22 protein-coding genes are annotated in these 23,316 nt (G+C 32.9%); 5 read left to right on the plus strand and 17 right to left on the minus strand.

The genetic code is table 11. The annotated features are described in order from the left end of the window. Nucleotides 1–137 precede the first annotated feature (137 nt). From HXZ69_RS01535 to mqo, 3 genes are all read left to right on the plus strand, one after another. The gene (locus HXZ69_RS01535; protein ID WP_286494787.1) at nt 138–1,619 is read left to right on the plus strand and encodes a hypothetical protein; all 1,482 of its coding nucleotides are present in this window, start codon (nt 138–140) and stop codon (nt 1,617–1,619) included. 79 nt (nt 1,620–1,698) lie between these two features. Then, nucleotides 1,699–2,199 carry an RDD family protein gene (locus HXZ69_RS01540; RefSeq protein WP_038332867.1) on the plus strand — a complete coding sequence of 167 codons (501 nt, stop codon included), beginning with the start codon at nt 1,699–1,701 and terminating at the stop codon, nt 2,197–2,199. Between the two features lie 135 nt (nt 2,200–2,334). Next, nucleotides 2,335–3,810 carry a malate dehydrogenase (quinone) gene (gene mqo, locus HXZ69_RS01545; protein ID WP_125349636.1) on the plus strand — a complete coding sequence of 492 codons (1,476 nt, stop codon included), beginning with the start codon at nt 2,335–2,337 and terminating at the stop codon, nt 3,808–3,810. A 128-nt stretch (nt 3,811–3,938) separates the two neighbouring features. Here the strand turns inward: mqo and HXZ69_RS01550 are convergent, their stop codons facing one another. The 15 genes from HXZ69_RS01550 to mraZ form a co-directional block, all read right to left on the minus strand. After that, entirely contained in the window at nt 3,939–4,469 is a 531-nt protein-coding gene (locus tag HXZ69_RS01550; RefSeq protein WP_125349637.1) for a septal ring lytic transglycosylase RlpA family protein, read from the minus strand. 323 nt (nt 4,470–4,792) lie between these two features. Beyond that, entirely contained in the window at nt 4,793–5,245 is a 453-nt protein-coding gene (locus HXZ69_RS01555; protein WP_125349638.1) for a GatB/YqeY domain-containing protein, read from the minus strand. 101 nt (nt 5,246–5,346) lie between these two features. Continuing rightward, nucleotides 5,347–7,191, minus strand: a complete 1,845-nt coding sequence (gene ftsZ, locus HXZ69_RS01560) for a cell division protein FtsZ (RefSeq protein WP_286494801.1) — start codon at nt 7,189–7,191, stop codon at nt 5,347–5,349. Between the two features lie 55 nt (nt 7,192–7,246). Next, the gene (gene ftsA / locus HXZ69_RS01565; protein ID WP_286494788.1) at nt 7,247–8,698 is read right to left on the minus strand and encodes a cell division protein FtsA; all 1,452 of its coding nucleotides are present in this window, start codon (nt 8,696–8,698) and stop codon (nt 7,247–7,249) included. Beyond that, entirely contained in the window at nt 8,685–9,416 is a 732-nt protein-coding gene (locus HXZ69_RS01570) for a cell division protein FtsQ/DivIB (RefSeq protein WP_236688178.1), read from the minus strand. The genes ftsA and HXZ69_RS01570 overlap by 14 nt, the downstream gene beginning before the upstream one ends. Before the next feature lies 1 nt (nt 9,417). Next, on the minus strand, nt 9,418–10,758 hold the full coding sequence (gene murC / locus HXZ69_RS01575; RefSeq protein WP_221855345.1) for a UDP-N-acetylmuramate--L-alanine ligase: 1,341 nt from the start codon (nt 10,756–10,758) through the stop codon (nt 9,418–9,420). Beyond that, complete coding sequence (gene murG, locus HXZ69_RS01580; RefSeq protein WP_286494790.1) at nt 10,758–11,864, minus strand: undecaprenyldiphospho-muramoylpentapeptide beta-N-acetylglucosaminyltransferase; 1,107 nt, start codon at nt 11,862–11,864, stop codon at nt 10,758–10,760. Before murG ends, murC begins: the two co-directional genes overlap by 1 nt. Further along, nucleotides 11,836–13,035 carry an FtsW/RodA/SpoVE family cell cycle protein gene (locus tag HXZ69_RS01585; protein WP_180905153.1) on the minus strand — a complete coding sequence of 400 codons (1,200 nt, stop codon included), beginning with the start codon at nt 13,033–13,035 and terminating at the stop codon, nt 11,836–11,838. Before HXZ69_RS01585 ends, murG begins: the two co-directional genes overlap by 29 nt. 15 nt (nt 13,036–13,050) lie before the next feature. Then, nucleotides 13,051–14,385 (minus strand): UDP-N-acetylmuramoyl-L-alanine--D-glutamate ligase, encoded by a 1,335-nt coding sequence (murD, locus tag HXZ69_RS01590; protein ID WP_286494791.1) that lies wholly within the window; start codon nt 14,383–14,385, stop codon nt 13,051–13,053. A 3-nt stretch (nt 14,386–14,388) separates the two neighbouring features. Further along, entirely contained in the window at nt 14,389–15,630 is a 1,242-nt protein-coding gene (gene mraY, locus HXZ69_RS01595) for a phospho-N-acetylmuramoyl-pentapeptide-transferase (RefSeq protein ID WP_286494793.1), read from the minus strand. Between the two features lie 3 nt (nt 15,631–15,633). Continuing rightward, nucleotides 15,634–17,097: a UDP-N-acetylmuramoyl-L-alanyl-D-glutamate--2,6-diaminopimelate ligase gene (locus tag HXZ69_RS01600; RefSeq protein WP_286494794.1), complete on the minus strand. Its 1,464-nt coding sequence runs from the start codon at nt 17,095–17,097 to the stop codon at nt 15,634–15,636. After that, nucleotides 17,094–19,076, minus strand: coding sequence for a PASTA domain-containing penicillin-binding protein (locus HXZ69_RS01605; RefSeq protein WP_221855357.1), 1,983 nt, complete (start codon nt 19,074–19,076; stop codon nt 17,094–17,096). The genes HXZ69_RS01600 and HXZ69_RS01605 overlap by 4 nt, the downstream gene beginning before the upstream one ends. Further along, a complete protein-coding gene (locus HXZ69_RS01610) occupies nt 19,054–19,413 on the minus strand; it encodes an FtsL-like putative cell division protein (RefSeq protein ID WP_052217625.1) in 360 nt (119 codons plus the stop codon). Before HXZ69_RS01610 ends, HXZ69_RS01605 begins: the two co-directional genes overlap by 23 nt. Before the next feature lie 9 nt (nt 19,414–19,422). Beyond that, nucleotides 19,423–20,328, minus strand: a complete 906-nt coding sequence (gene rsmH / locus HXZ69_RS01615; RefSeq protein ID WP_125349647.1) for a 16S rRNA (cytosine(1402)-N(4))-methyltransferase RsmH — start codon at nt 20,326–20,328, stop codon at nt 19,423–19,425. Further along, nucleotides 20,321–20,782, minus strand: a complete 462-nt coding sequence (gene mraZ, locus HXZ69_RS01620; protein ID WP_038332815.1) for a division/cell wall cluster transcriptional repressor MraZ — start codon at nt 20,780–20,782, stop codon at nt 20,321–20,323. Before mraZ ends, rsmH begins: the two co-directional genes overlap by 8 nt. A gap of 262 nt (nt 20,783–21,044) precedes the next feature. On the opposite strand from mraZ, the gene HXZ69_RS01625 reads away from it, so the two are divergent. Together HXZ69_RS01625 and yihA are read left to right on the plus strand one after the other, a co-directional pair. Continuing rightward, entirely contained in the window at nt 21,045–21,827 is a 783-nt protein-coding gene (locus HXZ69_RS01625) for an alpha/beta fold hydrolase (protein WP_038332809.1), read from the plus strand. 2 nt (nt 21,828–21,829) lie between these two features. After that, complete coding sequence (gene yihA, locus HXZ69_RS01630; protein ID WP_286494795.1) at nt 21,830–22,462, plus strand: ribosome biogenesis GTP-binding protein YihA/YsxC; 633 nt, start codon at nt 21,830–21,832, stop codon at nt 22,460–22,462. Nucleotides 22,463–22,496: 34 nt separating this feature from the next. Here the strand turns inward: yihA and HXZ69_RS01635 are convergent, their stop codons facing one another. Both HXZ69_RS01635 and HXZ69_RS01640 read right to left on the minus strand, forming a co-directional pair. Further along, nucleotides 22,497–22,820, minus strand: coding sequence for a hypothetical protein (locus HXZ69_RS01635; RefSeq protein ID WP_286494797.1), 324 nt, complete (start codon nt 22,818–22,820; stop codon nt 22,497–22,499). A gap of 40 nt (nt 22,821–22,860) precedes the next feature. Then, entirely contained in the window at nt 22,861–23,283 is a 423-nt protein-coding gene (locus HXZ69_RS01640) for a type II 3-dehydroquinate dehydratase (protein ID WP_125349650.1), read from the minus strand. Between the last annotated feature and the right edge of the window lie 33 nt (nt 23,284–23,316).

The following is a 23,316-nucleotide window of genomic DNA, read 5'->3' on the forward strand; positions in this document are numbered from 1 at the left end:
TTGTTTGTTATTGTGATGTAAAATTAAAATTGTACTAACTTTAAATTTTCAAATTGAAAAGTGTTTTACAATTCTTAAAGCTAAAATATTTATCATAATCATTTTATTTTCAATACATTATATATAATTTAATTACAATGTCAAATCATAACAAAGACGCACTATTTAGTTTAATAAAGTCACTTAATCGTTCCGAAAAACGTCAATTCAAACTTTATGTAAATCGTCTGCAAAATAATGCAGATGCAAAATTTTTGTTATTATTTGAAGCATTGGATAAGTTGGAAGAATATGATGAAACGGCTATTTTGAAGAAAAAAATTACCACGAAACAACAATTATCTAATCTAAAAGCGCATTTGTACAAACAAATTTTGTTTAGCTTGAGAATGAATCCTTCGCAACAAAATTCGCGTATGCAAATACGTGAACAGTTTGATTTTGCTACGATTTTGTATCAAAAAGGCTTACACAAACAAAGTCTAAAAATGTTGGACAAAGCCAAAACTCAAGCCTTAGATTTTGACGAAAAAGCCATTGCTTATGATATTTTAGAACTCGAAAAAATTATCGAATCACAATTCATTACACGAAGTATTTCTGGTCGTGCAGATCAGTTGATTGAACAATCGGAGGAATTGAGTTTACAGAATTTACAAGCAAGTAAATTGTCTAATTTATCGCTAAAATTGTATAGTATTTTGCTCGAGAATGGATACGCAAAAGATGATGATGAAATTCAAAAAATTCAGAATTTCTTTGATTCGGAAACAAAAAATATCGATTTTAAGAAATTAAAATTCAAAGAGAAACTGTGGTTTTACAAAGCAAATGTTTGGTTGTCGATGTTAACGCAAAACCTACACTCTGCCTATGAATTTTCGAAAAAATGGGTTGAATTATTTTACGAGAAAAAAGAACGAATTCTTAGTCATCCAGTTTGGTTTATTAAAGGAAATAGCTATTTATTAAAGATCTTATACCTGAAAAAAAATTCTGAAGAATTTAAATTTTGGTTTGATAAATTAGAATCTGTTTACGAGATTTTGCCTCAAAATGATAATGTGGAAGCGCTTTGGTTTATCAATAAATTTAATAGCAAACTGAATTATTTTTTCATTAATCCGAAAGAAAATATTAGTCCATTTTTGATTAAAGATATTTTACGCGAAATTAAATCGCATCATCATAAAATCGATAATCATCATATTTTGGTGCTTTATCTAAAAATTGCTGCCTATTATTTCTTAAACAAAGATTGGGATAATTCGTTCGAGTATTGTCAAAAAATAATCAATAGTGAAGCGTCAATTCAAGAAGATTTACATTTTTACACCTTGGTTTTGATTATGATGAATTTGTATGATTCTGGGAATGATCAAGAATTGGATACATATTCGTACAAAACGCATCAATTCTGCAAAAAGATGAAAAATAGTAATATTATTACACGAAAAATTAGTTTATTTTTTATTGAATTGAATGATTTGTACCCACATGAAAAAGTAAAAGCTTTCAGAGAATTAGATGATTTTTTGAAAGATTCGGACAATCAAAATTTGTTGCGAAGAAATACCAATTACATTAATCTTAGACGTTGGATGGAGGATAAAATTTAGACTTAAATTATCTGCATAAAATAATTTTAAAAATTTAGTGTTTATCATATATTTACATCTAAATTAACACATAAACACTATGTACCAAGATTACAAAGTTGGCGAACATAAAGCGAACAAAGGATTGCGCTTTTTAAATTTTATTATAGATTATGTATCAATCATTTTATTGACGATGCTATTTTTCGGTTTTATAGCAATTGTTATTGTGATCATTAATCCAGAAAGCGACATTATTTATCAATTAGAAAATATAAATCCTTTGATTGATAGAGTTATCACAGCCTTTTTTTATGTTTTACTAATTTTTTTATCAGAGTTTTTAACCAAAGGACGTTCATTAGGTAAATTTATTACAGGAACAAAAGTTGTGATGATTGACGGTTCTACACCTACAACGAAAGATTATTTTACAAGAAGTATTTGTAGAATAATTCCATTTGATGTTCTTACTTTTTTAGGAGAAAATGGTTGGCACGATAAAATTTCAAAAACTACAATTGTGAACAAAAAAGCTTTTGAAGCAGATTTATCACAAGCAGACAACATCGAAAGTATTGGAAAAACTGAGTTTGAATAATTTTCTATAAAATAAAATCTATTCAAATTATCTCAAAACAATAATTTATGTAAAAAATCATTGTTTTTTCTGCGTATTATTTCGCAAAAAAGGCTATTTATTAATACCTTTGCAACGTAAATATATTTTTGAGAAATGGAAAAACAACCTCAAGAGGTAGTGTTAGTTGGTGCTGGTATCATGAGTGCTACTTTAAGCATACTTCTTAAAAAAATAAATCCGGCTATTAAGATTTCTGTTTTCGAAAAATTAGATAAGATTGGATTTGAAAGCTCTGATGCTTTCAATAATGCAGGTACTGGTCACTCTGCTTTTTGTGAATTGAATTATACACCAATGGACAAAAATGGAGTGGTTAATATTGATAAAGCAATTAATATTGCAAAACAATTTGAAACTTCGAAAGAGTTTTGGTCTTACTTAGTCGAAAATAATTACGTTTCTTCTCCAGAAAAATTCTTACGTCCTACTCCACATATGTCTTTTGTTTGGGGCGATGACGATGTAAATTTCTTGAAAAAACGTTACGAAAAATTATCTCAGCATCCTTTATTTAAGGATATGGAATATTCGGATGATGTTTCTAAAATCAGAGAATGGGCTCCATTAATTGTTGACGGTAGAAAAGGTAATGAAAAAGTTGCGGCAACGCATATGAACTTGGGAACTGATGTGAATTTTGGTGAATTAACGCGTCAAATTTTCAAAGGTTTACAAGACAAAAAAGAAATCACGTTAGAAACTGAACACGAAGTAAAAGACTTAACTCGTCTTAGCAACGGAAAATGGGCAGTTAAAGTAAAAGATTTAAAATCTGGAAATAACAAAGCACTTAATGCTGATTTCGTATTTATTGGTGCAGGTGGAGGAGCAATTTTATTGTTACAAAAATCTGGAATTCCAGAATCGAAAAAATTTGGTGGCTTCCCAGTTGGTGGACAATGGTTAATTTGTCAAAACGAAGAAGTAATCAAAAAACATCATGCAAAAGTATATGGAAAAGCAAAAATTGGTGCACCACCAATGTCTGTTCCTCACTTAGATACACGTGTTATTGATGGAAAACAATCTCTATTATTTGGTCCATTTGCAACATTCTCAACAAAATTCTTAAAATACGGATCTAATTGCGATTTATTCAAATCTGTAAACTTAGGAAACGTAGGATTTTTGATGAATTGTGGATTAAACAATATCGATTTAACAAAATACCTGGTAGAACAAGTGATGTTATCTAAAGCGAAAAAAGTAGAAGAATTACAAGAATATTTTCCTGAAGCTAAACTAGAAGATTGGTTCGAACAAACTGCAGGACAACGTGTTCAAGTAATCGAAAAACAAGATGGAAAAGGAGTTTTAAAATTTGGTACAGAAATCGTAACATCTCAAGATGGAACAATGTCTGCCTTATTAGGAGCTTCTCCAGGAGCATCTACATCTGTTAGTGCAATGTTGAACTTAATGAAACAATGTTTCCCAGACTTGATGAAAAACAACTGGAACGAAGCAATCAAAGAAATGATCCCTTCTTACGGTGAAGATTTAGCACAAGCTGAATTAGTTGAAGCATCAAGAGCCCGTACAACTAAAGTGCTTAAAATTTTAGATTAAGATTTTCTTACATCATATAATTATAAATCCTGATATTCATTTGTCAGGATTTTTTTTGCACGAAACTTAAGAGCATAAAAAAAGGTTTGAGAATAAATTCTCAAACCTTTTAATTTTTTCTGAACATCTTAGTCTTTCTTGTCTTCGCTTTTGATAATTTCGTATTCAACTTGCATCACTCCTGTATTGGTGTGACCAATTTCGCTGAATGCAGCTTGACTTAAGTCTAAAACTCTAGATTTAGCGTATGGACCTCTGTCGTTGATTTCTACAACTACAGATTTACCATTTCTGATATTCGTAACTTTTACTTTCGTACCAAATGGTAAAGACTTATGGGCAGCTGTTAGTTCGTGTTTGTCATACGTTTCACCACTAGCTGTCTTGCGTCCGTGGAATTTGTCTCCATACCAAGAAACAACTCCTGTCGAGATTTTTCGAGCACTATTCTCGATAAGTTCTCCAACCAACTTTTCATCTTCAACTGATAATGTATCTTTTTTGATGGTATCATTATCAATATCGTTACTAAATCTTTTCTCAGAAGCTGGCATAATAATTGTGTCATTATTACCAGAATCCTTAAAAATTTTACCATCAGCATTTGCTATTGGAAAAATCATTAACATTGCTATAAACGCTGTAATGCTTTTCGTCATCCTTTAGATTTTTCTGATTTACTTTGCAAATTTAAGGGTATAAACAGCTTCTTATTTAGAATTATTCTAATCAATTGATTTTTAATTCTAAAATCTCTTGTGCTTTGCGAATTTAGATGCTTACAGCGATTTGTTAATTTAATGTTAAAATAAAACTATAATCCTAATTTTTTTGGGAATTATTTATTTAAATCGGATATACTATTGATTATCAATAAATAATAATTTTATATAATTTGAAGAAATTTATCTAATAAAGAAATAAAAAAGGTAAAGTGTTATAAACTTTACCTTTTCTTAATTTTTAAAGATTTAAAAATCAATTATAAACTAGCTAAAATATCTTTTACTTTAGCTGAAATTAATTTTCCTTCCGCTTTACCAGCTAATTTAGATGAAGCAGCTCCCATTACTTTTCCCATATCTTTTGGAGAAGTAGCGCCAACCTCTGCAACAATTTCTGTAATTGCAGCTGTTAATTCTTCGTCTGATAATTGAGCAGGTAAAAATTGTTGAATAACTTCTGCTTGTGCCAATTCTTTTTCAGCTAATTCAGCACGTCCATTTGCTTCGAATTGTTCAGCAGCTTCTTTACGTTGTTTTACTAATTTTTGTAATAAAGCAATTTCTTGATCTTCTGATAATTCTCCGTTAGCACCTGATGTTTTTGCTAATAATAATTCAGATTTTACAGCTCTTAAAGCTTCTAAAGCAACAGTATTTTTAGCTTTCATCGCTTCTTTTAACTGTGCCATTATTTGAGTTTCTAAATTCATTTGTTTTGCTTTTAGACTACAAATTTAAGACAAAAAAAGGCTCATCGCAAAAGCAATGAACCTTTTCTATAATAAGAATATTTTTTACGAGTGATCGTTTATTAATCTACGTTATCATGTAGAAAATTGTTTGGACGAATTTGCGTTTCGTTGTTACGATTAGTTCCTACAGAAAAATCAGAAGATTGATTATCATTACGATCAGATAAATTCAATCCTTGACGTTTATAAGCAGGAATTGCTTCGTATTCGTCTACTTGAGAATTTGTCATCGTGTTGTTGAATTTAAAATTAAATTGTTTCAAACGATTTCTTCTTTCTTCAATCATACTATTCAATTCAGGATCATTTGATTGCTCAATTGGTTGACTAAATGGATCTATAGCAACTTGTACTTCTTCAGCTTGTGGAGCAACAGAATGAGCTACATTAGATTGAACTGGCTCTACATTTCCATATCCTTCGTTCTTTGGAGCTTGATATCCAGCATAATTATTTTGAGGATAATTTGACTGTTCTGAAGCTACAGGATTAGAATATGAATTATATGTTTGATTATTATTTACATTATTCGTTGGTTCTTGCGGACGATTAAAATCTGATTTCAAACGTGGTTCGAAATCATCATAAGAACGTCTCTCTTGCACTGGCTCATCATCAATATCATCTAAAACATAACGCTTTGGAGAATTATTTTCTTCGAAAGATTCTTCTGGCGTATTGTGATAAGTTTGTTGTTGAAAACTTTGGTTAATATCTGCTTGACGATAATTATTTTGAGGAGCCTCTGGCGTTTGATTTTGTTGAGGCGTTTGTGGTGCTTGCTGAGAAGCATTAGAACGACCAAAATCTAACGTCATTGGTTTTACACGATTCACAAAAGGTTGCTCAACTGATAACGTTTTATTAATTGGTTGTTCTTCCTCTAATGTATGTACAATTTTTTGTTCCTCTTTTCCTGTATACGCCTGATCTTCTGTAGGAAAACCAGTTGCTACAACAGTTACAGAGATAGAATCTCCTAAATCTAAGTCTTCACCAATACCCATGATAATATTTGCACTATTACCAGCTTCTTGTTGAATGTAATCATTGATGATACCGATTTCATCCATTGTAATTTCGTTATTACCAGACAAAATCAATAACAATACGTTACGTGCACCCGTAATTTTGTTGTTGTTTAACAATGGAGAATCTAAAGCAGAAGAAATTGCGTCTTTCGCTTTGTTTTCACCAGAACCTTGCGCAGATCCCATGATTGCTGTACCAGAATTTTTAAGTACTGTACGCGCATCACGTAAATCGATGTTCATTGCATAGTGTTGAGTAATAACTTCTGCAATTCCTTTAGCTGCTGTTGTTAAAACCTCATCAGCTTTCGAGAAACCATTTTTGAAACCTAAGTTTCCGTATAATTCACGTAATTTATCATTGTTGATAACAATTAATGAATCGACATTTTGTCTTAATTTTTCGATACCTTTTTCGGCTTGTTCCAACCTCATTCTTCCTTCGAAAAAGAATGGCGCTGTAACAATCCCAACTGTTAAGATATCCATTTCTTTTGCAATACCAGCAATTACTGGTGCTGCTCCGGTTCCTGTACCACCACCCATTCCGGCAGTAATAAATACCATTTTAGTACCCTCGTCTAAAACAGCTTTTACATCATCCATACTTTCGATAGCAGATTGCTCTCCTACCTCAGGATTTGCTCCAGCTCCTAAACCTTCTGTTATTGCTTGTCCTAATTGAATTCTTGTTGGTACTGGACTATTTGCTAATGCTTGAGAGTCCGTATTACAAATTACAAATTCTACACCTGCAATTCCTTGTTCAAACATGTAGTTTACGGCATTACTACCTCCACCACCTACTCCGATTACTTTGATAGCTTGAGATCGGCTCTTTGGTAAGTTGAACACAATATCTCCTGTTAACATATCACTCATATTCTTCTTATTAAATTGATTCGTAATTTATTCTAGTTTATTCTTATTATTCAGTTTCGTTGATCATTTGGATAAATTTATCCGTCCATTTCGAAAAGAAATTTTTCTTTTCTGGTTTAGATTTAGCTTCTTTCTTTTCACCAATTTCTTGATCCAAGAATTCGTCTACTACTTCTTCTCTTTTTGGTTTTTGGATAATTTCTTCCTCAACAACAATTTCAGCTTTCACAGTCTTAGTTTGTTGTGTTGGTTGAATTCCAATTTCTAATTCTTCTTGGTTATTTAAATTATTAATAACTGGTTTTTCATAAATTTCGTGCTGATAATTCGCCGCTATTTCTTCTAAACCTTTCATTAATAATCCAACAGATGTTGCATATTCTGGTCCGCTAATTTCCTCAGCTTTTGCACCAACAATATGTTCGTTAGAGTATCCAATTCTTACATCCATTCCTGTTACATATTCTGTAAGTTGACGAATGTGTTTCAATTTAGATCCACCACCTGTTAAAACGATTCCTGCAATCAATTTTTTGTTTTGATCTTCGCAACCGTAGTTTTTCAATTCCAAATATACTTGTTCCAAAATTTCCTGCACACGTGCATGAATAATTTGTGACAATCTTTTTAATGATATTTCTTTTGCTTCGCGTCCTTTTAAACCAGGAATCGATACAATTTCAGTTTCTTTATTTTCTCCTGGCCAAGCAGAACCAAATTTTTCTTTTAAAGCTTCGGCTTGCTTTCCAATAATAGAACATCCAACTTTAATGTCTTCTGTAATCACATTTCCTCCAAACGGAATAACAGATGTGTGACGAATAATATTATCCTTAAAAATTGCAATATCCGTTGTTCCACCACCTATATCAATCAATGCAACACCAGCTTCTTTCTCTTCTTCGCTAAGCGCAGCACTAGATGATGCAATTGGTTCTAAAGTAATACTTGCCAAACGTAAACCAGCAGCTTTTACACAACGTGCAATATTTCGGATGGATGAAACTTGTCCTACAACCACATGGAAATTAGCCTCTAAACGGCTTCCGTACATACCGATTGGTTCGCGGATTTCACCTTCGTTATCAACCTTAAATTCTTGAGGAAGAACATGGATAATTTCTTCTCCAGGTAACATGACCAATTTGTAAACTTGATTTGTTAATAACTTTAAATCATTATCATCAATCACGTCTTCTGAATTGGTACGAGTAATGTAATCGCTATGTTGTAAACTACGAATATGTTGTCCGGCAATACCAACAGTAACATCAGTAATTTTGACACCAGATGATCTTTCAGCCTTATCAATTGCCTCTTTTATCGAGTTAATGGTTTGTGTAATATTATTTACAACACCTCTGTGTACACCTAAGCTTTTTGCTTGTCCGTGTCCAAGAATTTCGATTTTTCCGTTCTCATTTTTTCGTCCGACAAGCGCTACAATCTTTGTAGTCCCTATGTCTAAGCCAACTGCAATCTTACTATTGTTCTCCATTTTTTATTCGTTTGGTTGCTACAACTTGGTTTACAAATTTCAAGCTCAATTTTTCATAATCTTCAGTTCCTATAAAATCAATGTATTGATTATAGAATAATTTTAGATTATGTAACTTCTGTTCAAAGTTGTTTAAAGTTCCTAATTCTATATAATAGTTTCCTGTGTTTACAATTAAATTAAAAGAACGTTGTCCCACTTTTTGAATGGCTATGATGTGATTTTTTAATAAATCGTCAGCTTTCAAAGCTTGAACAAATTTACTCAAATCTTCATATTCATTCGGTTTTACATCACCAGAAACTAAAATTACATCCGCTGAATTTAATTTAGATAAAGGCATTTTTCCGCCTTTTGTTGTCAAATAAAATTCATTTTTCAGCGTCTTTATTCTTGCTACTGCTGAGTTTGCTTTTATGTCAAGTCGTAAATGTCCGTTGATATCTTTACTGACTTGTACAGAATCCACAAAAGGACTCTCACTTACTTTTTGTTCGATTTCTTTTACATTCACCTCTCGTAGAGATTGTTTCAGAATGTCTTTTCCATCTTTGTTGATAATTTCTCTTATCGATTCATCATTAATAAAATAATTATCAACTGGCTGAACAAACGCCACGTCAATTTTTTTCACAGTACGCGAAGCATTCTTAATTACCGTAAAACTAATCAAACCGATTAGCAAGGCAACTCCAAAAATCACTTTTATGATTTTCAATTTACGCTTCACTTAACCACTCTTTTATTGGTTTAACAATTGTATCAATATTTCCTGCTCCAACAGTCAATAATACATCAAAATCTTGTTTTTTGATGTTTGCTAAACTATCTTCTAATGAAGATACTATTTTTTCATTTAAATTCACCTTTTCTAGCAACCAATTTGAAGTAATTCCTTCGATTGGTAACTCTCTGGCAGGATAAATGTCTAATAAAATCAAACTATCTAACTGCGATAAACTTTGTCCAAACTCTTCTGCGAAATCTCTTGTACGTGTAAATAAGTGAGGCTGAAATACTCCCAACACTTTTTTACCCGGATAAAGTTCACGAACTGAACGAATTGCTGCATTCAATTCTGTTGGATGATGTGCATAATCGTCGATGTAAATTTTTCCATTTGCTTCGAAACGATTAAAACGTCTTTTAACTCCAACAAAAGTTGATAAAGCTTCTTTAATTTTATCATGAGGAACACCCATATAATCTGCAACAGCCAAAGCCGCAACCGCATTTTCCATATTGTGATGGCCTGGTAATAAAATTCCAACGTCTGTCAATGAACCGTTTGGCGTTTTTACATCAAACACATAATGTCCATCAATAATTCTTACATTGTGTCCATCATAATCTGCGTCCAAATCTACTCCATACGTAAAAGCTCCTTCGAAAGGCAAACCTTTGTGAACAAATAATTTTTCTTCCACAATTGCCGCAAATTCTTGAAACGATTTTTTCACTTCATCACGCTCACCATAAATATCCAAATGATCTGCATCATCACTTGTGATAATCGCTAATTTTGGAGAAAGACGTAAGAAAGAACGGTCAAACTCATCGGCTTCTGCAACTGTATATTTAGATCCATTTAAGATGATATTCGAATCGTAATTTTCTGCAATACCACCTAAAAAAGCTGTACATTCTACATTCGCAACTTTTAGGATATGTCCTAAAATAGATGAAGTCGTTGTTTTTCCATGTGTTCCCGCAACACCAATATTGTATGTATGTTTGGTAATTTCACCTAACACTTCTGAACGTTTCATGACTTTAAAATCATTCACTAAAAAATAATTTAGTTCTGAATGATCTTTTGGTACTGCTGGCGTATAAATTACCAACGTATTTTTTGGATTAATTCCTGCTGGAATTAACTCGATGTTATCTTCAAAATGAATATCAATTCCTTCAGCAATCAATTCAGTTGTTAACTCGGTTTGTGTTTTGTCATAACCTACAACTTCTTTTCCGATTGACTTGAAGAAACGTTCCAAAGCACTCATTCCGATTCCTCCTGCACCGATGAAATAATAATATGTTTTATCTAAAATATTCATTATAATAAATTCAATAATATATCTACAATCTTTTTTGTTGCGTACGGTTTCCCTAATTGCTTAATGTTTTGAGATAATTTATTTTTTAATTCTTCATTATTCGCCAAAGCAATTACTTCTTTGACTAAAATTTGTTTTGCATCTGCATCTTTCACCATGATCGCTGCATCCTTTTCAACCAATGCTTGTGCATTTTTGGTTTGATGATCTTCTGCCGCTGTTGGCAATGGAAGCAAAATAGTTGCTTTTCCTACAATACACAATTCCGAAATCGCCATTGCTCCTGCACGAGAAACAATCATATCCGAAGCTGCATAAGCATCTTTCATGTTGAAAATAAATTCGGTTACATGAATCGTTGGATATTTATCGCCAACCAAATTTTTGATTTTTTGATAATCTAACTTTCCTGTTTGCCAAATCAATTGAACGCCACTTGCAACAAATTCGTCAAGGTTTTCTAACCAAGCATTGTTCATTGCTCTTGATCCTTGTGAACCACCAACTGATAAAATAGTTGGTTTTTCTGGATCTAATCCAAAAGCTGAAATTGCTTCTGCTTTTGAAGGTAAATTTTGAAAAATTTCGGCACGAATAGGATTTCCTGTGTAATGCACTTTTTCTTGCGGAAACTGAGAAATTCCTTCGTAAGCTGTACAAATAGCACTAGCTTTATTTTTCAAAATTTTGTTGGTAACTCCTGGAAACGAATTCTGTTCTTGTAATAAAATCGGAACATTTTTACTTCCCGCTACCCACAACATTGGTCCACTTGCATAACCTCCTGTACCAACAGCTAAATCTGGCTGAAAATCTTTGTAGATTTTCTTTGCAAGATTTAAACTTTTTATCAATTTGAAAGGGAACTTTAAATTCGCTTTCATGTTACTTCTATCAAATCCAGAAATTGGTAAACCTTTTATGTCATACCCAACTTTTGGCACTTTTTCCATTTCCATTCTTCCTTCTGCTCCAACGAACAAAATTTGTGCATCTGGCAAACGACGTTTTATTTCGTCTGCAATTGCAATGGCTGGATAAATATGTCCACCTGTTCCTCCGCCGCTTATTAAAACTTTAGGCGATGTCTTCGATGTATTCTTCACTTAATACTTTTCTATCTTGTTCTAATTCTTCTTGCGATTTAATCTGAGTACTTACACTCAAAATTATTCCGAACGAAATACATGTCATCCAAATGGATGTTCCTCCGTAACTAATCATTGGCAATGGTTGCCCTGTTACAGGAATTAAATTAACCGCTACCGCCATGTTTACCATCGCTTGTATAATAATTGGTAAGCCCACTGCAAATACAAGTAGCGTACCAAAAACGGTATGAATTTTAGATGCGATGATACAAATCCGTATTAAAATCAGAAGGAAAATTCCGATTAATAGAATTGCACCAATTGCACCATATTCTTCAACAATAATCGCGAAGATAAAATCGGATGATGACTGCGGTAAAGTTTGTTTGAAAACACTTTTTCCTGGTCCAGCCATTTCATTCAATCCTCTCGCAATTGCAGCTTTTGCGTGTAAAACTTGATAACTTTCTAATCCAGAATCGTCATTAAATTTCTCGATACGTGACATCCATGTGTGCACACGAGAATTTGTTACTAAATCTGGTCGAGATAAAGCCATCCACACGAATCCGCCACCGAGTATTAAACCTACTCCGGCAATTGTAAATAAATATTTGAATGGAAATCCACCAATAATCAACAATATTCCGCACATTCCAGCTAACATCAACGCTGTTGAACCATTAGAAGGAAAGATTAATCCTACAATTACAATAATTGGTAAGAATAATGGAACTGCTGTATTTTTCCATGTATATTCTTTGTCTCTATTTTTTGTTAAATAACGAGCTATATAAATCAACAACGCTTGCGAAGCAATCATCGAAGGCTGAATACCAATTCCAGTCCCTGGAATAGTTAACCAACGCGCAGCATTTGCACCTCCAATGGTTTGTCCTTGTACGAGTGTTATTGCCAAAACTCCAGAAAGTATAACAACCGCTGTTAAAGCAAACAAACCAAACCAACGATAATCAATACGTTGTAATCCATAAATGATAAATAAACCAATTAATAAAATCACAGCGTGCTTACCTAAATGCCCAAAAATAGTTCCCGATCCTACCGTATACACCAAGTTAGAACTTGCAGAATAAACAGGTAAGAACGAAAATAGTGCTAACAATAAAATGAAAGCCCAAAGCGGTTTATCGCCTTTAAAATATTTTTGTACGATGTTAGACATTGGTTGGTTATGTTATTATAATTTGCGTACGTTTTCTTTAAATTGATCTCCACGATCTTCGTAACCTTTGAACAAATCGAAACTTGCACAAGCTGGTGACAGAAGAACCGTTTCTCCTTTTGTTGCTAATTTATATGATTGTTCTACACAATCTTTCATTGTATTTGTTTCAACAATTGTATCGATATATGGACTGAAAAAATCAACAATTTTTGCGTTATCAACACCTAAACAAACAATTGCTTTCACTTTCTTTTTCACGAAAGGTAAAACTTCGTTGTAATCGTTTCCTTTATCAGTTCCTCCAACAATCCAAACAACTGGTTTCGTCATACTTTCCAAAGCAAAATATGTTGCATTCACATTTGTTGCTTTAGAATCGTTGATAAAATCTATTCCTCCAATTGTCAAAACAGGCTCTAAACGATGTTCAACCGATTTAAAATCAGACAAACTCTTTTTTAGTTCCTCATTATTGATATCAATAATTTTTGCAGCTACAGCCGCAGCCAATGAATTAGAAACATTGTGTTTACCAATTAATCCTAAATCATTCACTAACATTGTAAAATCACCATTCGAATCGTTCACACGGAACAATTCATTGTTTGCGTATGCTTCATTTGTTGCATCCATCATTGTGAACGGTTTGCGATGAGCTCGAATATCAATCTTATCAATCATCTCCATTGTTTTTGGATCATCCAAATTGTAGATAAAATAATCGTTTTCATCTTGGTTTTCAGTAATTCTGAATTTAGCCTTTGCATACAAATCAAACTGATAATTGTATTGGTCTAAATGATCTGGTGTAATGTTCAGTAAAATTGCAACATACGGTTTGAAATCTATTTTGATATCATCTAACTGAAAACTACTTACTTCTAGTACATAATAATCGAAGTTATCTTCAGCTACAGATTTTGCAAAACTTTTTCCGATGTTGCCACCTAATCCTACATTTAATCCAGCTTGCTTTAGGATATGGAACATCAAACTTGTTGTTGTTGTTTTTCCATTAGATCCTGTAATCGCAATAATTTTTGCATCTGTATAACGAGACGCAAATTCAATTTCAGAAATAATTGAAATTCCTTTCGCTTCTAATTTCTGAATTAGCGCTGATTTTTTTGGAATACCTGGACTTTTCATTACTTCATCGGCATTCAGAATTAATTCTTCTGTGTGCTGACCTTCTTCATAAGCAATTCCGTGCTCCTCCAAAAGTTGTTTATACTTGTCTTTTATTTGTCCCATGTCCGAAAGAAAAACATCAAAGTTTTCTTTCTTCGCTAGAATAGCTGTTCCTACGCCACTTTCTCCTCCTCCTAAAACGACAAATCTTTTCATTTTTTATCTAATCTTTAAGGTAATAATACTAATTACCGCTAAAATGATTCCGATGATAATTGCACGCACCACGATTTTACTTTCGTGATAACCTAACTTCTGAAAATGGTGATGTAGAGGAGACATCAAAAAGATTCTACGACCTTCACCAAATTTCTTTTTCGTGTACTTGAAATAAGACACCTGTAACATTACTGATAAACTTTCTGCGAAAAATATTCCACACAAAATTGGTAATAATAATTCTTTACGAACGATAATTGCTAAAACAGCAATAATTCCTCCGATTGTTAAACTTCCTGTATCTCCCATGAACACTTGAGCTGGATAGGTATTATACCAAATAAATCCTATCAAACCTCCAAGGAAAGCTCCACAGAAAATCAAGACTTCTTCTGAACGCGGAATAAACATAATGTTCAAATAATCGGCGAATATTAAATTTCCGGAAACGAAAACAAACATCGAGATTGCCGCCATAATCACAGCCGAACTACCTGCTGCTAAACCGTCGATTCCATCTGTTAAATTTGCTCCATTCGAAACTGCTGTAATGATAAAAATTACTGCAAAAATAAAAATCGCTGCAACCGCCCATGTTGGTCGATCTTGCGCATCCATCCAAAATAAAATATCAGAATAGTTAAATTCATTTCCTTTCACGAAAGGCATTGTTGTTTCTAACGTTTTTTCTTCTGAACCAAATTTTATTTGTCGGCTGTATTCTGTTTGTTCTGTTCCTACAGGCGTTTTTACTCTATTTTCTTGATGTTTTACAGTAACTGTTGGACTGAAATAAAGCATTAATCCAACTACAACTCCAAGACCAACTTGTCCTAAAATTTTAAATTTACCTTGTAAACCTTCTTTGTTTTTTCTAAAAACTTTGATGTAATCGTCTAAAAAACCAATCACACCTAACCAAATTGTTGAAACCAACAAAATAATAATGTAAATATTATCTAATCTCGCAAAAAGTAAAGTCGGAATTAATGTCGCCAAAATGATGATTAAACCACCCATTGTTGGCGTTCCTGCTTTTTCGATTTGTCCTTTTAAACCTAAATCACGAACAATTTCGCCCATTTGTTCTTTACGTAAATAACTGATGATTCGTTTTCCGTAAAACAAACTGATGAACATTGCCAATAAAATTGCCATTCCCGCGCGGAAAGACGTGTATTGAAACATACGCGCTCCTGGAAAATGGATACCTTCTAAATAATCAAATAAATAGTATAACATTCTTTATTTGTTCAATATTTTACTCAATTCTGATGCAACTTCTACATCAGAAAAATGTGTTCTTACTCCGTTAATTTCTTGATACGTCTCGTGACCTTTTCCCGCTATTAAAATAATATCTTTTGGTTCGGCCATTTTAAGTGCTGTTTTTATAGCTTCTTTTCGATCTGTAATCTTCAAGGTGCGATTATAAAATTGTGCTTTTACACCAACTTCCATCTCACGAAGAATTTCTTCTGGATCTTCTGTTCTTGGATTATCTGATGTAAAAATGGCAAGATTAGATTTTTCGCTCGCGATATCCGCCATTTCAGGACGTTTTGTTTTATCACGATCTCCACCGCAACCTACAACTGTTATTAATTTTTCATTTTTGGTACGAATTCCTTCTATTGTATCCAATACATTTTCTAACGCATCAGGCGTATGTGCATAATCTACGATTACGATAATTCCTGATTCTGTTTTGAATGTTTGAAAACGACCATCAACATTTCCAAGTGTGCTCAACGCTTTTAGAACTTCTAATTCATCTTGTCCTAAAATTGACGCTACACCAAAAACTAATAATAAATTATATGCATTGAATTGACCAATTAATGATGTCCAGAATTCTTTTCCATTGAATTCTAATTGCATTCCATCAAATTGGTGTTCAATAATTTTTCCTTTAAAATCTGCATCAGTTTTTAGCGCATACAATTTTTTCGTAGCAACTGTATTCTGAAGCATTACTTTTCCGTTTTTATCATCTGCATTCGAAATTGCCGTAGACGTTTTTGGCAAATCGTCGAAGAATTTCTTTTTTGCTGCAAGATAATTTGCAAACGTTTTGTGATAATCTAAATGATCGTGTGTGATATTCGTAAATCCAGCCACTTCAAAATGCAAACCAGCAATTCTATTTTGATGAATTCCGTGCGAAGAAACTTCCATAAAAGCAAATTCGCATCCTCTATCTACCGCTTCGCGAAACATTTTGTTCAATGTCAAAATATCTGGCGTTGTATGGGTAGACGGAATCACTTCACCATCAATCACAATTTTAATCGTCGAAATTAATGCACAAGCATAACCTAATTTTGTAAACAATTCGTACAACAAAGTTGTCGTTGTTGTTTTTCCATTCGTACCTGTAACTCCAACAAGTTTTAAATCTTTTGTTGGATTTCCATAAAAGTTAGAAGCTAAAATTCCTAATGCAATCGTTGAATTTTCAACTTTCACATACGTTATTCCATCAACTAAATTTTCTGGCAAAACTTCGCAAACAATTGCTTTAGCACCTAAACCAATCGCTTTTTCTATATACTGATGACCGTCAACTGTAACTCCATTTACAGCAACAAAAACATCATCGTTTGATACTTTTCTTGAATCAAATTGAATATTATTGACTTCAACTTTTGTTGAACCAATCGTTTCTGAGATGGAAACTTTATATAATACATCAACTAAATTTCTCATCCTTCCAACATTAAATAAATTGTCTCACCCTTCTTAAATCTTGTTCCCGCAGGAATGGATTGATTTGTTACTTTTCCAAACCCTGAATATTGTACATCTAACCCTAAATTTTCTAATACCGGAATTGCTTTAGATCCTGTATGACCAGTCACATTTGGCACTATATTTTTAGAATTACTAACATTAATATCATCTCCTTTTTTAAACTCTTTCACCGCGTTCTTTTTTACTAAATCGCGTGGCAAAGGTATGGGAGTTTTTGAATATACCCAATCGGCAATTTTCTTAAAAACCGGAGCAGTTACACTACCTCCATAAAACCCTTTGGCTGTATTTGGCTTGTGCACAACAACAATACAAGAATACTTTGGTTTTTCTGCTGGAAAATATCCTGCGAATGATGCACGATATTGCATTCCTTTACCGTCTCGCTTCCAATAATCAACACGAGCAGTACCTGTTTTACCAGCAATATCGTAATTACTATTACTAATAATACGTCCCGTTCCTTGTTCTACTGCTCCTCGAAGCATTTCTTGCATTTGTTTTACATTTTCCAAAGAAGTTAATTGATCAACCAAAACAACTGGTTCGAAAATTTTATCAGGTTCACCTTTACGTGTGATTTTATCCATAAATAATGGTTTCAACATTTTACCATTATTTGCCACTGCGTTGTAGAAAGTCACAATTTGAATTGGAGTTAACTGTAAACCATATCCATAACCCATTACAGGTAACGTAATATTACTCCAAGATTTACTATCTGGACGGTGCATAATTGGACTTCCTTCTCCAAGAATATCAACTCCAAGAGGCGAAGTCATATGCCATTTATCCATTTTTTTGAAGAAAGCTTTTGGATTTTCTCCGTAATATTTATTTATAATTTTAGCTGTACCAATGTTAGACGATTTTTTCATCACGCCATCTACAGTCAATGTTCCGTATCCGTGTGTATCTGTAATCGTACGACCATAGAATTTATAACTTCCACCTCCCGTTTCTACTGTCGAGTTTTTATTAATAAAACCATCATCCATTGCTGCAAGCAACGAAACTGTTTTGAAAGTAGATCCTGGTTCTGCAGCTTCACCAACCGCATAATTATAATCGTCTATATATGTTCCATCTTTTTTACGAGATAAATTCACAATTGCACGAACTTTCCCTGTCTGAACTTCCATCACGACTACACTTCCGTGTTGCGCCTCAAATTCAGAAAGTTGTTTGTACAAAGCATCGTAAGCAACCATTTGTAAATCGGCATCTATTGTTGTGTAAACTGATGAACCCGCTTGGGGCTCTTGCTCCCAACTTTTCATTGGTTTCCATTTTCCACGTCCCATAAATTGCTCCCAACGACGACCTTCAATACCGCTTAATAAGTCAGAATAAGCTCCTTCTAACCCAACTTTTCCGCGTTGATCATCGTAACCAATTGTACGAACACCAATGTCTTGAACAATTAATTCTCGTTTTGACTCAGTTTCATGAATAAATCCACCTTTGTTTTGACCTTTGTTGAAGATTGGAAATTTTTTGATGCGTTGATATTGCTCATAATCCAAATCTTTTACTAACATCATGTAGCGATTCTTCTTTTTACGTTCTGTCGAAAATTTGTCGTAAAAATAAGAAGGTGATTTTGTAAACATCTTACCTAAAGAATCGGCAAGATTGTGCATTTCTGTTTTAAATAATTCATCTTTGATCACCGTCAAATCCACATAAACATTGTGTTTTGTAACAGTTGTAGCCATTAATGCGCCATTAGAAGCATATAAATTACCACGCTCCGCCGTAACGGTATCTAATCTAAAATTATTCTTTTCAGCAAAACGCTCTAATTCAACCCCTTCTACAATATTAATTCGAAACATAAAAACAATAATAAAGATGGCCCAAATCGCTAGCGCGCCGGCAAATACCCATCCTTTGATGACAATATTGTTTTTATTTTTCGCTGACTTCGTCATAAACTTTGTCTACTATATAATAAGGTTGTTTATCTGGAATTTTCAAACCATACACTGCTGTACGCTCCAAAATTTCCGTTTCTAATTGCATACGCATCAAATCGCGATGCTTATCTGTATATTGAGATTTTAAATCTTCTACTTTATCTTGTAATTCAGCGATTCGAACCACTTTACGATCAACTAAATGCGAACTCGAAATACTCAAAAAAGCCAAACCTACCAGATACAACATGAACTTCCAGTTTTGTTCTGAGCCAGTTTTGATTAAAAACTCACCTCTCAACAAACCTGTAAAAGTTTTTTTCTCTGGTAATATTTTTTTCTTTTTTGCCATTCCTATTTCTTAATCCTCATTACGAACCGCAATACGCATTTTCGCACTACGCGCTCTTGGATTTTCATTAATTTCTTCTTGCGTTGGCACAATCACCTTTGATTGTAAAGGTTTGAAAGGTGCCGACCAATTTCCAAAAACATCACGTTCAGGTTCACCTTCAAACATTCCGTTTTTCATGTAGCGTTTTGTTAAACGATCTTCTAACGAATGATACGAAATAATCACCAAACGACCACCTGGTTTTATCACTTCTCCACATTGCGTTAACATCTCTTTCAATGCAGCCATTTCATCATTTGCTTCGATTCGTAATGCCTGAAACATTTGAGCGAAAAATTTATTTTCTTTCATTTTTGGAATGAATGAAAAAATTTGCTTCAACTCATCAATTGTATTAATTTGTTTATCTGCTCTTGCTTTCACAACTTCTCTCGCCAAACGATACGAACCTTGCAATTCTCCAAAATCATAAAAAACACGAGCAAGATCTTCTTCTTCGTATTCATTAATAATTGTTTTGGCAGAAAGTTTTGCATTCTGATTCATTCGCATATCCAATTCTCCATCAAAGCGAGTTGAAAAACCACGTTCTGGCGTATCAAACTGATGAGAAGAAACTCCCAAATCACCCAAAACACCATCCACTTGTTTTATTCCACGAAATCTTAAATTATTTTTCAAGAATCTAAAATTTTGCTCAACTAACTCAAATCGATTATCATCAATTTTATTGCGAACCGCATCCACATCTTGATCAAATGAAAATAATTTTCCATTTTGATCCAAACGACTTAATATTTCACGTGAGTGACCTCCACCCCCGAACGTACAATCTACATATATACCTGATTCGTTAATAATTAACGCATCAACACTATCTTTTAATAATACTGGATTATGATATTCACTCATCTTCTCCTAAATTTCCCATTACATCTTCTGCCAAAGAAGCAAAATCTAAATCATCTACATTAATCGACTCTTCATATTTGTCTTTATCCCAAATCTCGATCATGTTTACAGAAGAATTAAGAACTACTTCTTTATTAATTTCTGCAAATTTCACTAAATCTTTTGAAATCTGTAGCCTTCCATTCGCATCAACTTCGACAATTTTTAATCCAGCCGTAAAAATTCTAATAAAATCATTGTTTTTCTTCACAAATCGATTCAATTTATTCAAATCATTCATCACTTTTTCCCATTCTTTCATAGGGTGCAGTTCTAAACAATTTTGAAACACAGATCTTTTCAACACAAAGCCATCTTCCAAACATTCAGCAAGTTGTTTCTTCAAACCCGCTGGTATTGGGAGCCTACCCTTTGTATCTACCTTACACTCATATGTTCCAATTAATGAATTCATGATAGAATTTTTCCAAAAATAAATAAAATATTACCACAAATTACCATTTTTTACCACTTTTATTGAAATAGTTATCAACAATTTAAAATTTAGTATCAGATAGTTATGTTTTTTCTAACGCTAACCCCATGTATAAAATGAGAAATAATGTTTATATAGACCTTGTTTTGATAAGTGATTAATATGGATTGTTAAAGTTTTTCATATAAACCACGAAAAAAAAAATATAATTAATTAAATTTGTCGACTTAATATCGAGTAAATGTTTTTTAGCTTAAAGAAAAAAGATAAGTTCTCTTACATAGAAGAAGGAGAAGGACAACCAATTGTTTTGCTTCATGGATTAATGGGTGAACTTAGCAATTTCAGCTCACTTACAAATTATTATGCACAAAGAGGATATAAGGTTTTCGCACCAGAATTGCCATTATATTCTTTATCTGTCATCAATACTAATATCAAAAATATTGCAAAACATGTTGCAAATTTTATTGAAGAAGTCGTTAAAGAACCAGCTATTTTAGTTGGAAATTCTTTAGGAGGACATATTGGTTTGATGGTTTGTCACAGACATCCAGAATATGTAAAAGCACTTTGTTTAACAGGAAGTTCTGGTTTGTACGAAAAATCTTTTGGAGAAACTTATCCAAAACGTGGTAATTACGAATATGTAGAACGTAAAACGCGCGAAGTTTTTTACGATCCTGCTATCGCGACAAAAGAAATTGTAGATGATGTTTTTGACACTGTAAATGACAGAAATAAAGCTATCAAAACTTTATATATCGCAAGAGACGCGATCAAATCTAACATGAAAGATGATTTAAAAGACATCAAAATGCCTGTTTGTTTGATTTGGGGAAAACAAGATAATGTAACTCCACCAGAAGTTGCAATAGAATTTGAAGAAGAATTACCAGACGCTTCTTTATTTTGGATTGATAAATGTGGGCACGCTCCAATGATGGAACACCCTGAATTATTCAACGAAATTTTATACAAATGGCTAATCGAAAAACAATTAGATCCAGCCACTAAAGCATAATTATGATTAAAAAAGCTGAATTCTTAAAAAGTTCGCAAAAATATACAGATTGTCCAGATCCTTTCAAACCAGAATACGCATTTATTGGGCGTTCTAATGTTGGAAAATCATCATTAATCAATATGTTAGCAGATAAAAAAGCATTAGCTAAAACTTCTGCAACTCCAGGTAAAACTCAATTGATTAATACATTCGAAATGGACGATACTTGGTATTTAGCCGATTTACCAGGTTATGGTTTTGCTAAAGCACCAAAAGGTGTTCGTGGTGGTTTCAATAAAATGATTTATGATTACATTGAGTTTCGTAAAAACTTGGTCAATGTTTTTTTATTGATTGATTCTCGACACACGCCTCAAAAAATAGATTTACAGTTTATGGAATGGTTAGGAAACAAACAAATTCCGTTTGCGATTGTGTTTACAAAATTAGACAAACTAACGAGTACACAAATGCAAAAAAACTTGAATCACTACAAAAACGAGTTATTAAAAACTTGGGAAGAATTACCAAAAATATTTACAAGTTCGGCTTCGAGTAAAATTGGTAAATTAGAAATCTTAGGCTACATTGATAGTTTGAACGAACATCTTGTAGACGAGTTTAAGAAAGAACAATACAAAAAAGAATATTAAAAAAGTCGGAACATAGTTCCGACTTTTTTGTTTATTACTCTCCTAATTCAGCAGATTTTGTTTTCAAATCATTGATACAAGGTTCTATTAATTTCATTAATCGTTCTTGTAATTCAGGTGTTGGATTATTCATTTGCATCATTTCTGTATATGTAAATTCATCCATCATTTTATCTGTCGAACAGTCACAATATTTTGTAATCAGCTCTTTTTTAGCCGCAGATATCCCTGGTGTTATTGCCGCTTGTTCACAAGCCGTCATTGCCTGAGCTTTTTGCTCTGTATTGTTTTTATCAGCTTTCAAATTACAGCTAATAATGGTTAATCCAAAGATTAATCCTAAAATAATTTTATCCATAGGTAATAGATTTTAATCTTGTTAAGATAATGATTATTAATTATTTCACAAAATCATTCACAGCTTCAACATAACCTGGTAAACCTTTTCCTGAAATAATTTTTAGACAACTTTCACCTGTTACACTATTTTTTCTGAAATCTTCGCGCGCATAAATATCCGAAATATGAACTTCTATCACTTTAGTCGTAATCGCTTTTATCGCATCTGCAATCGCATACGAATAATGCGTATACGCACCAGCATTCAAGATAATTCCGTCATATTTAAAACCAATTTCATGTAATTTATCAATAATATCTCCTTCGTGATTTGATTGAAAATAATGCAACGAAACTTCTGGAAATTGCTTTCTCAATTCATGTTCAAAAAAATCTTCGAAAGTTTGTGTTCCATAAATCTCTGGTTCGCGAACGCCAAGTAAATTTAAATTAGGTCCGTTTATAATTTGTATTTGTTTCATTTTCTTTATTTTATAAATTAAAATTCCTTTTTT

This window comes from Empedobacter sp. R132-2, from assembly GCF_030324375.1.
GTDB lineage: Bacteria > Bacteroidota > Bacteroidia > Flavobacteriales > Weeksellaceae > Empedobacter > Empedobacter falsenii_B.

What these genes read in the sequence shown, in the direction of transcription:
- rsmH (WP_125349647.1), bottom strand. Translation starts at nt 20,328, where the DNA reads ATGAGTGAATATCATAATCCAGTATTATTAAAAGATAGTGTTGATGCG.
- HXZ69_RS01550 (WP_125349637.1), bottom strand. Translation starts at nt 4,469, where the DNA reads ATGACGAAAAGCATTACAGCGTTTATAGCAATGTTAATGATTTTTCCA.
- ftsA (WP_286494788.1), bottom strand. Translation starts at nt 8,698, where the DNA reads ATGGAGAACAATAGTAAGATTGCAGTTGGCTTAGACATAGGGACTACA.
- murC (WP_221855345.1), bottom strand. Translation starts at nt 10,758, where the DNA reads ATGAATATTTTAGATAAAACATATTATTATTTCATCGGTGCAGGAGGA.
- HXZ69_RS01600 (WP_286494794.1), bottom strand. Translation starts at nt 17,097, where the DNA reads ATGAGAAATTTAGTTGATGTATTATATAAAGTTTCCATCTCAGAAACG.
- HXZ69_RS01555 (WP_125349638.1), bottom strand. Translation starts at nt 5,245, where the DNA reads ATGAATTTAGAAACTCAAATAATGGCACAGTTAAAAGAAGCGATGAAA.
- HXZ69_RS01635 (WP_286494797.1), bottom strand. Translation starts at nt 22,820, where the DNA reads ATGGATAAAATTATTTTAGGATTAATCTTTGGATTAACCATTATTAGC.
- yihA (WP_286494795.1), top strand. Translation starts at nt 21,830, where the DNA reads ATGATTAAAAAAGCTGAATTCTTAAAAAGTTCGCAAAAATATACAGAT.
- mraY (WP_286494793.1), bottom strand. Translation starts at nt 15,630, where the DNA reads ATGTTATACTATTTATTTGATTATTTAGAAGGTATCCATTTTCCAGGA.
- ftsZ (WP_286494801.1), bottom strand. Translation starts at nt 7,191, where the DNA reads ATGTTAACAGGAGATATTGTGTTCAACTTACCAAAGAGCCGATCTCAA.
- HXZ69_RS01640 (WP_125349650.1), bottom strand. Translation starts at nt 23,283, where the DNA reads ATGAAACAAATACAAATTATAAACGGACCTAATTTAAATTTACTTGGC.
- mraZ (WP_038332815.1), bottom strand. Translation starts at nt 20,782, where the DNA reads ATGAATTCATTAATTGGAACATATGAGTGTAAGGTAGATACAAAGGGT.
- HXZ69_RS01540 (WP_038332867.1), top strand. Translation starts at nt 1,699, where the DNA reads ATGTACCAAGATTACAAAGTTGGCGAACATAAAGCGAACAAAGGATTG.
- mqo (WP_125349636.1), top strand. Translation starts at nt 2,335, where the DNA reads ATGGAAAAACAACCTCAAGAGGTAGTGTTAGTTGGTGCTGGTATCATG.
- HXZ69_RS01605 (WP_221855357.1), bottom strand. Translation starts at nt 19,076, where the DNA reads ATGACGAAGTCAGCGAAAAATAAAAACAATATTGTCATCAAAGGATGG.
- HXZ69_RS01585 (WP_180905153.1), bottom strand. Translation starts at nt 13,035, where the DNA reads ATGTCTAACATCGTACAAAAATATTTTAAAGGCGATAAACCGCTTTGG.
- HXZ69_RS01610 (WP_052217625.1), bottom strand. Translation starts at nt 19,413, where the DNA reads ATGGCAAAAAAGAAAAAAATATTACCAGAGAAAAAAACTTTTACAGGT.
- HXZ69_RS01625 (WP_038332809.1), top strand. Translation starts at nt 21,045, where the DNA reads ATGTTTTTTAGCTTAAAGAAAAAAGATAAGTTCTCTTACATAGAAGAA.
- HXZ69_RS01535 (WP_286494787.1), top strand. Translation starts at nt 138, where the DNA reads ATGTCAAATCATAACAAAGACGCACTATTTAGTTTAATAAAGTCACTT.
- murD (WP_286494791.1), bottom strand. Translation starts at nt 14,385, where the DNA reads ATGAAAAGATTTGTCGTTTTAGGAGGAGGAGAAAGTGGCGTAGGAACA.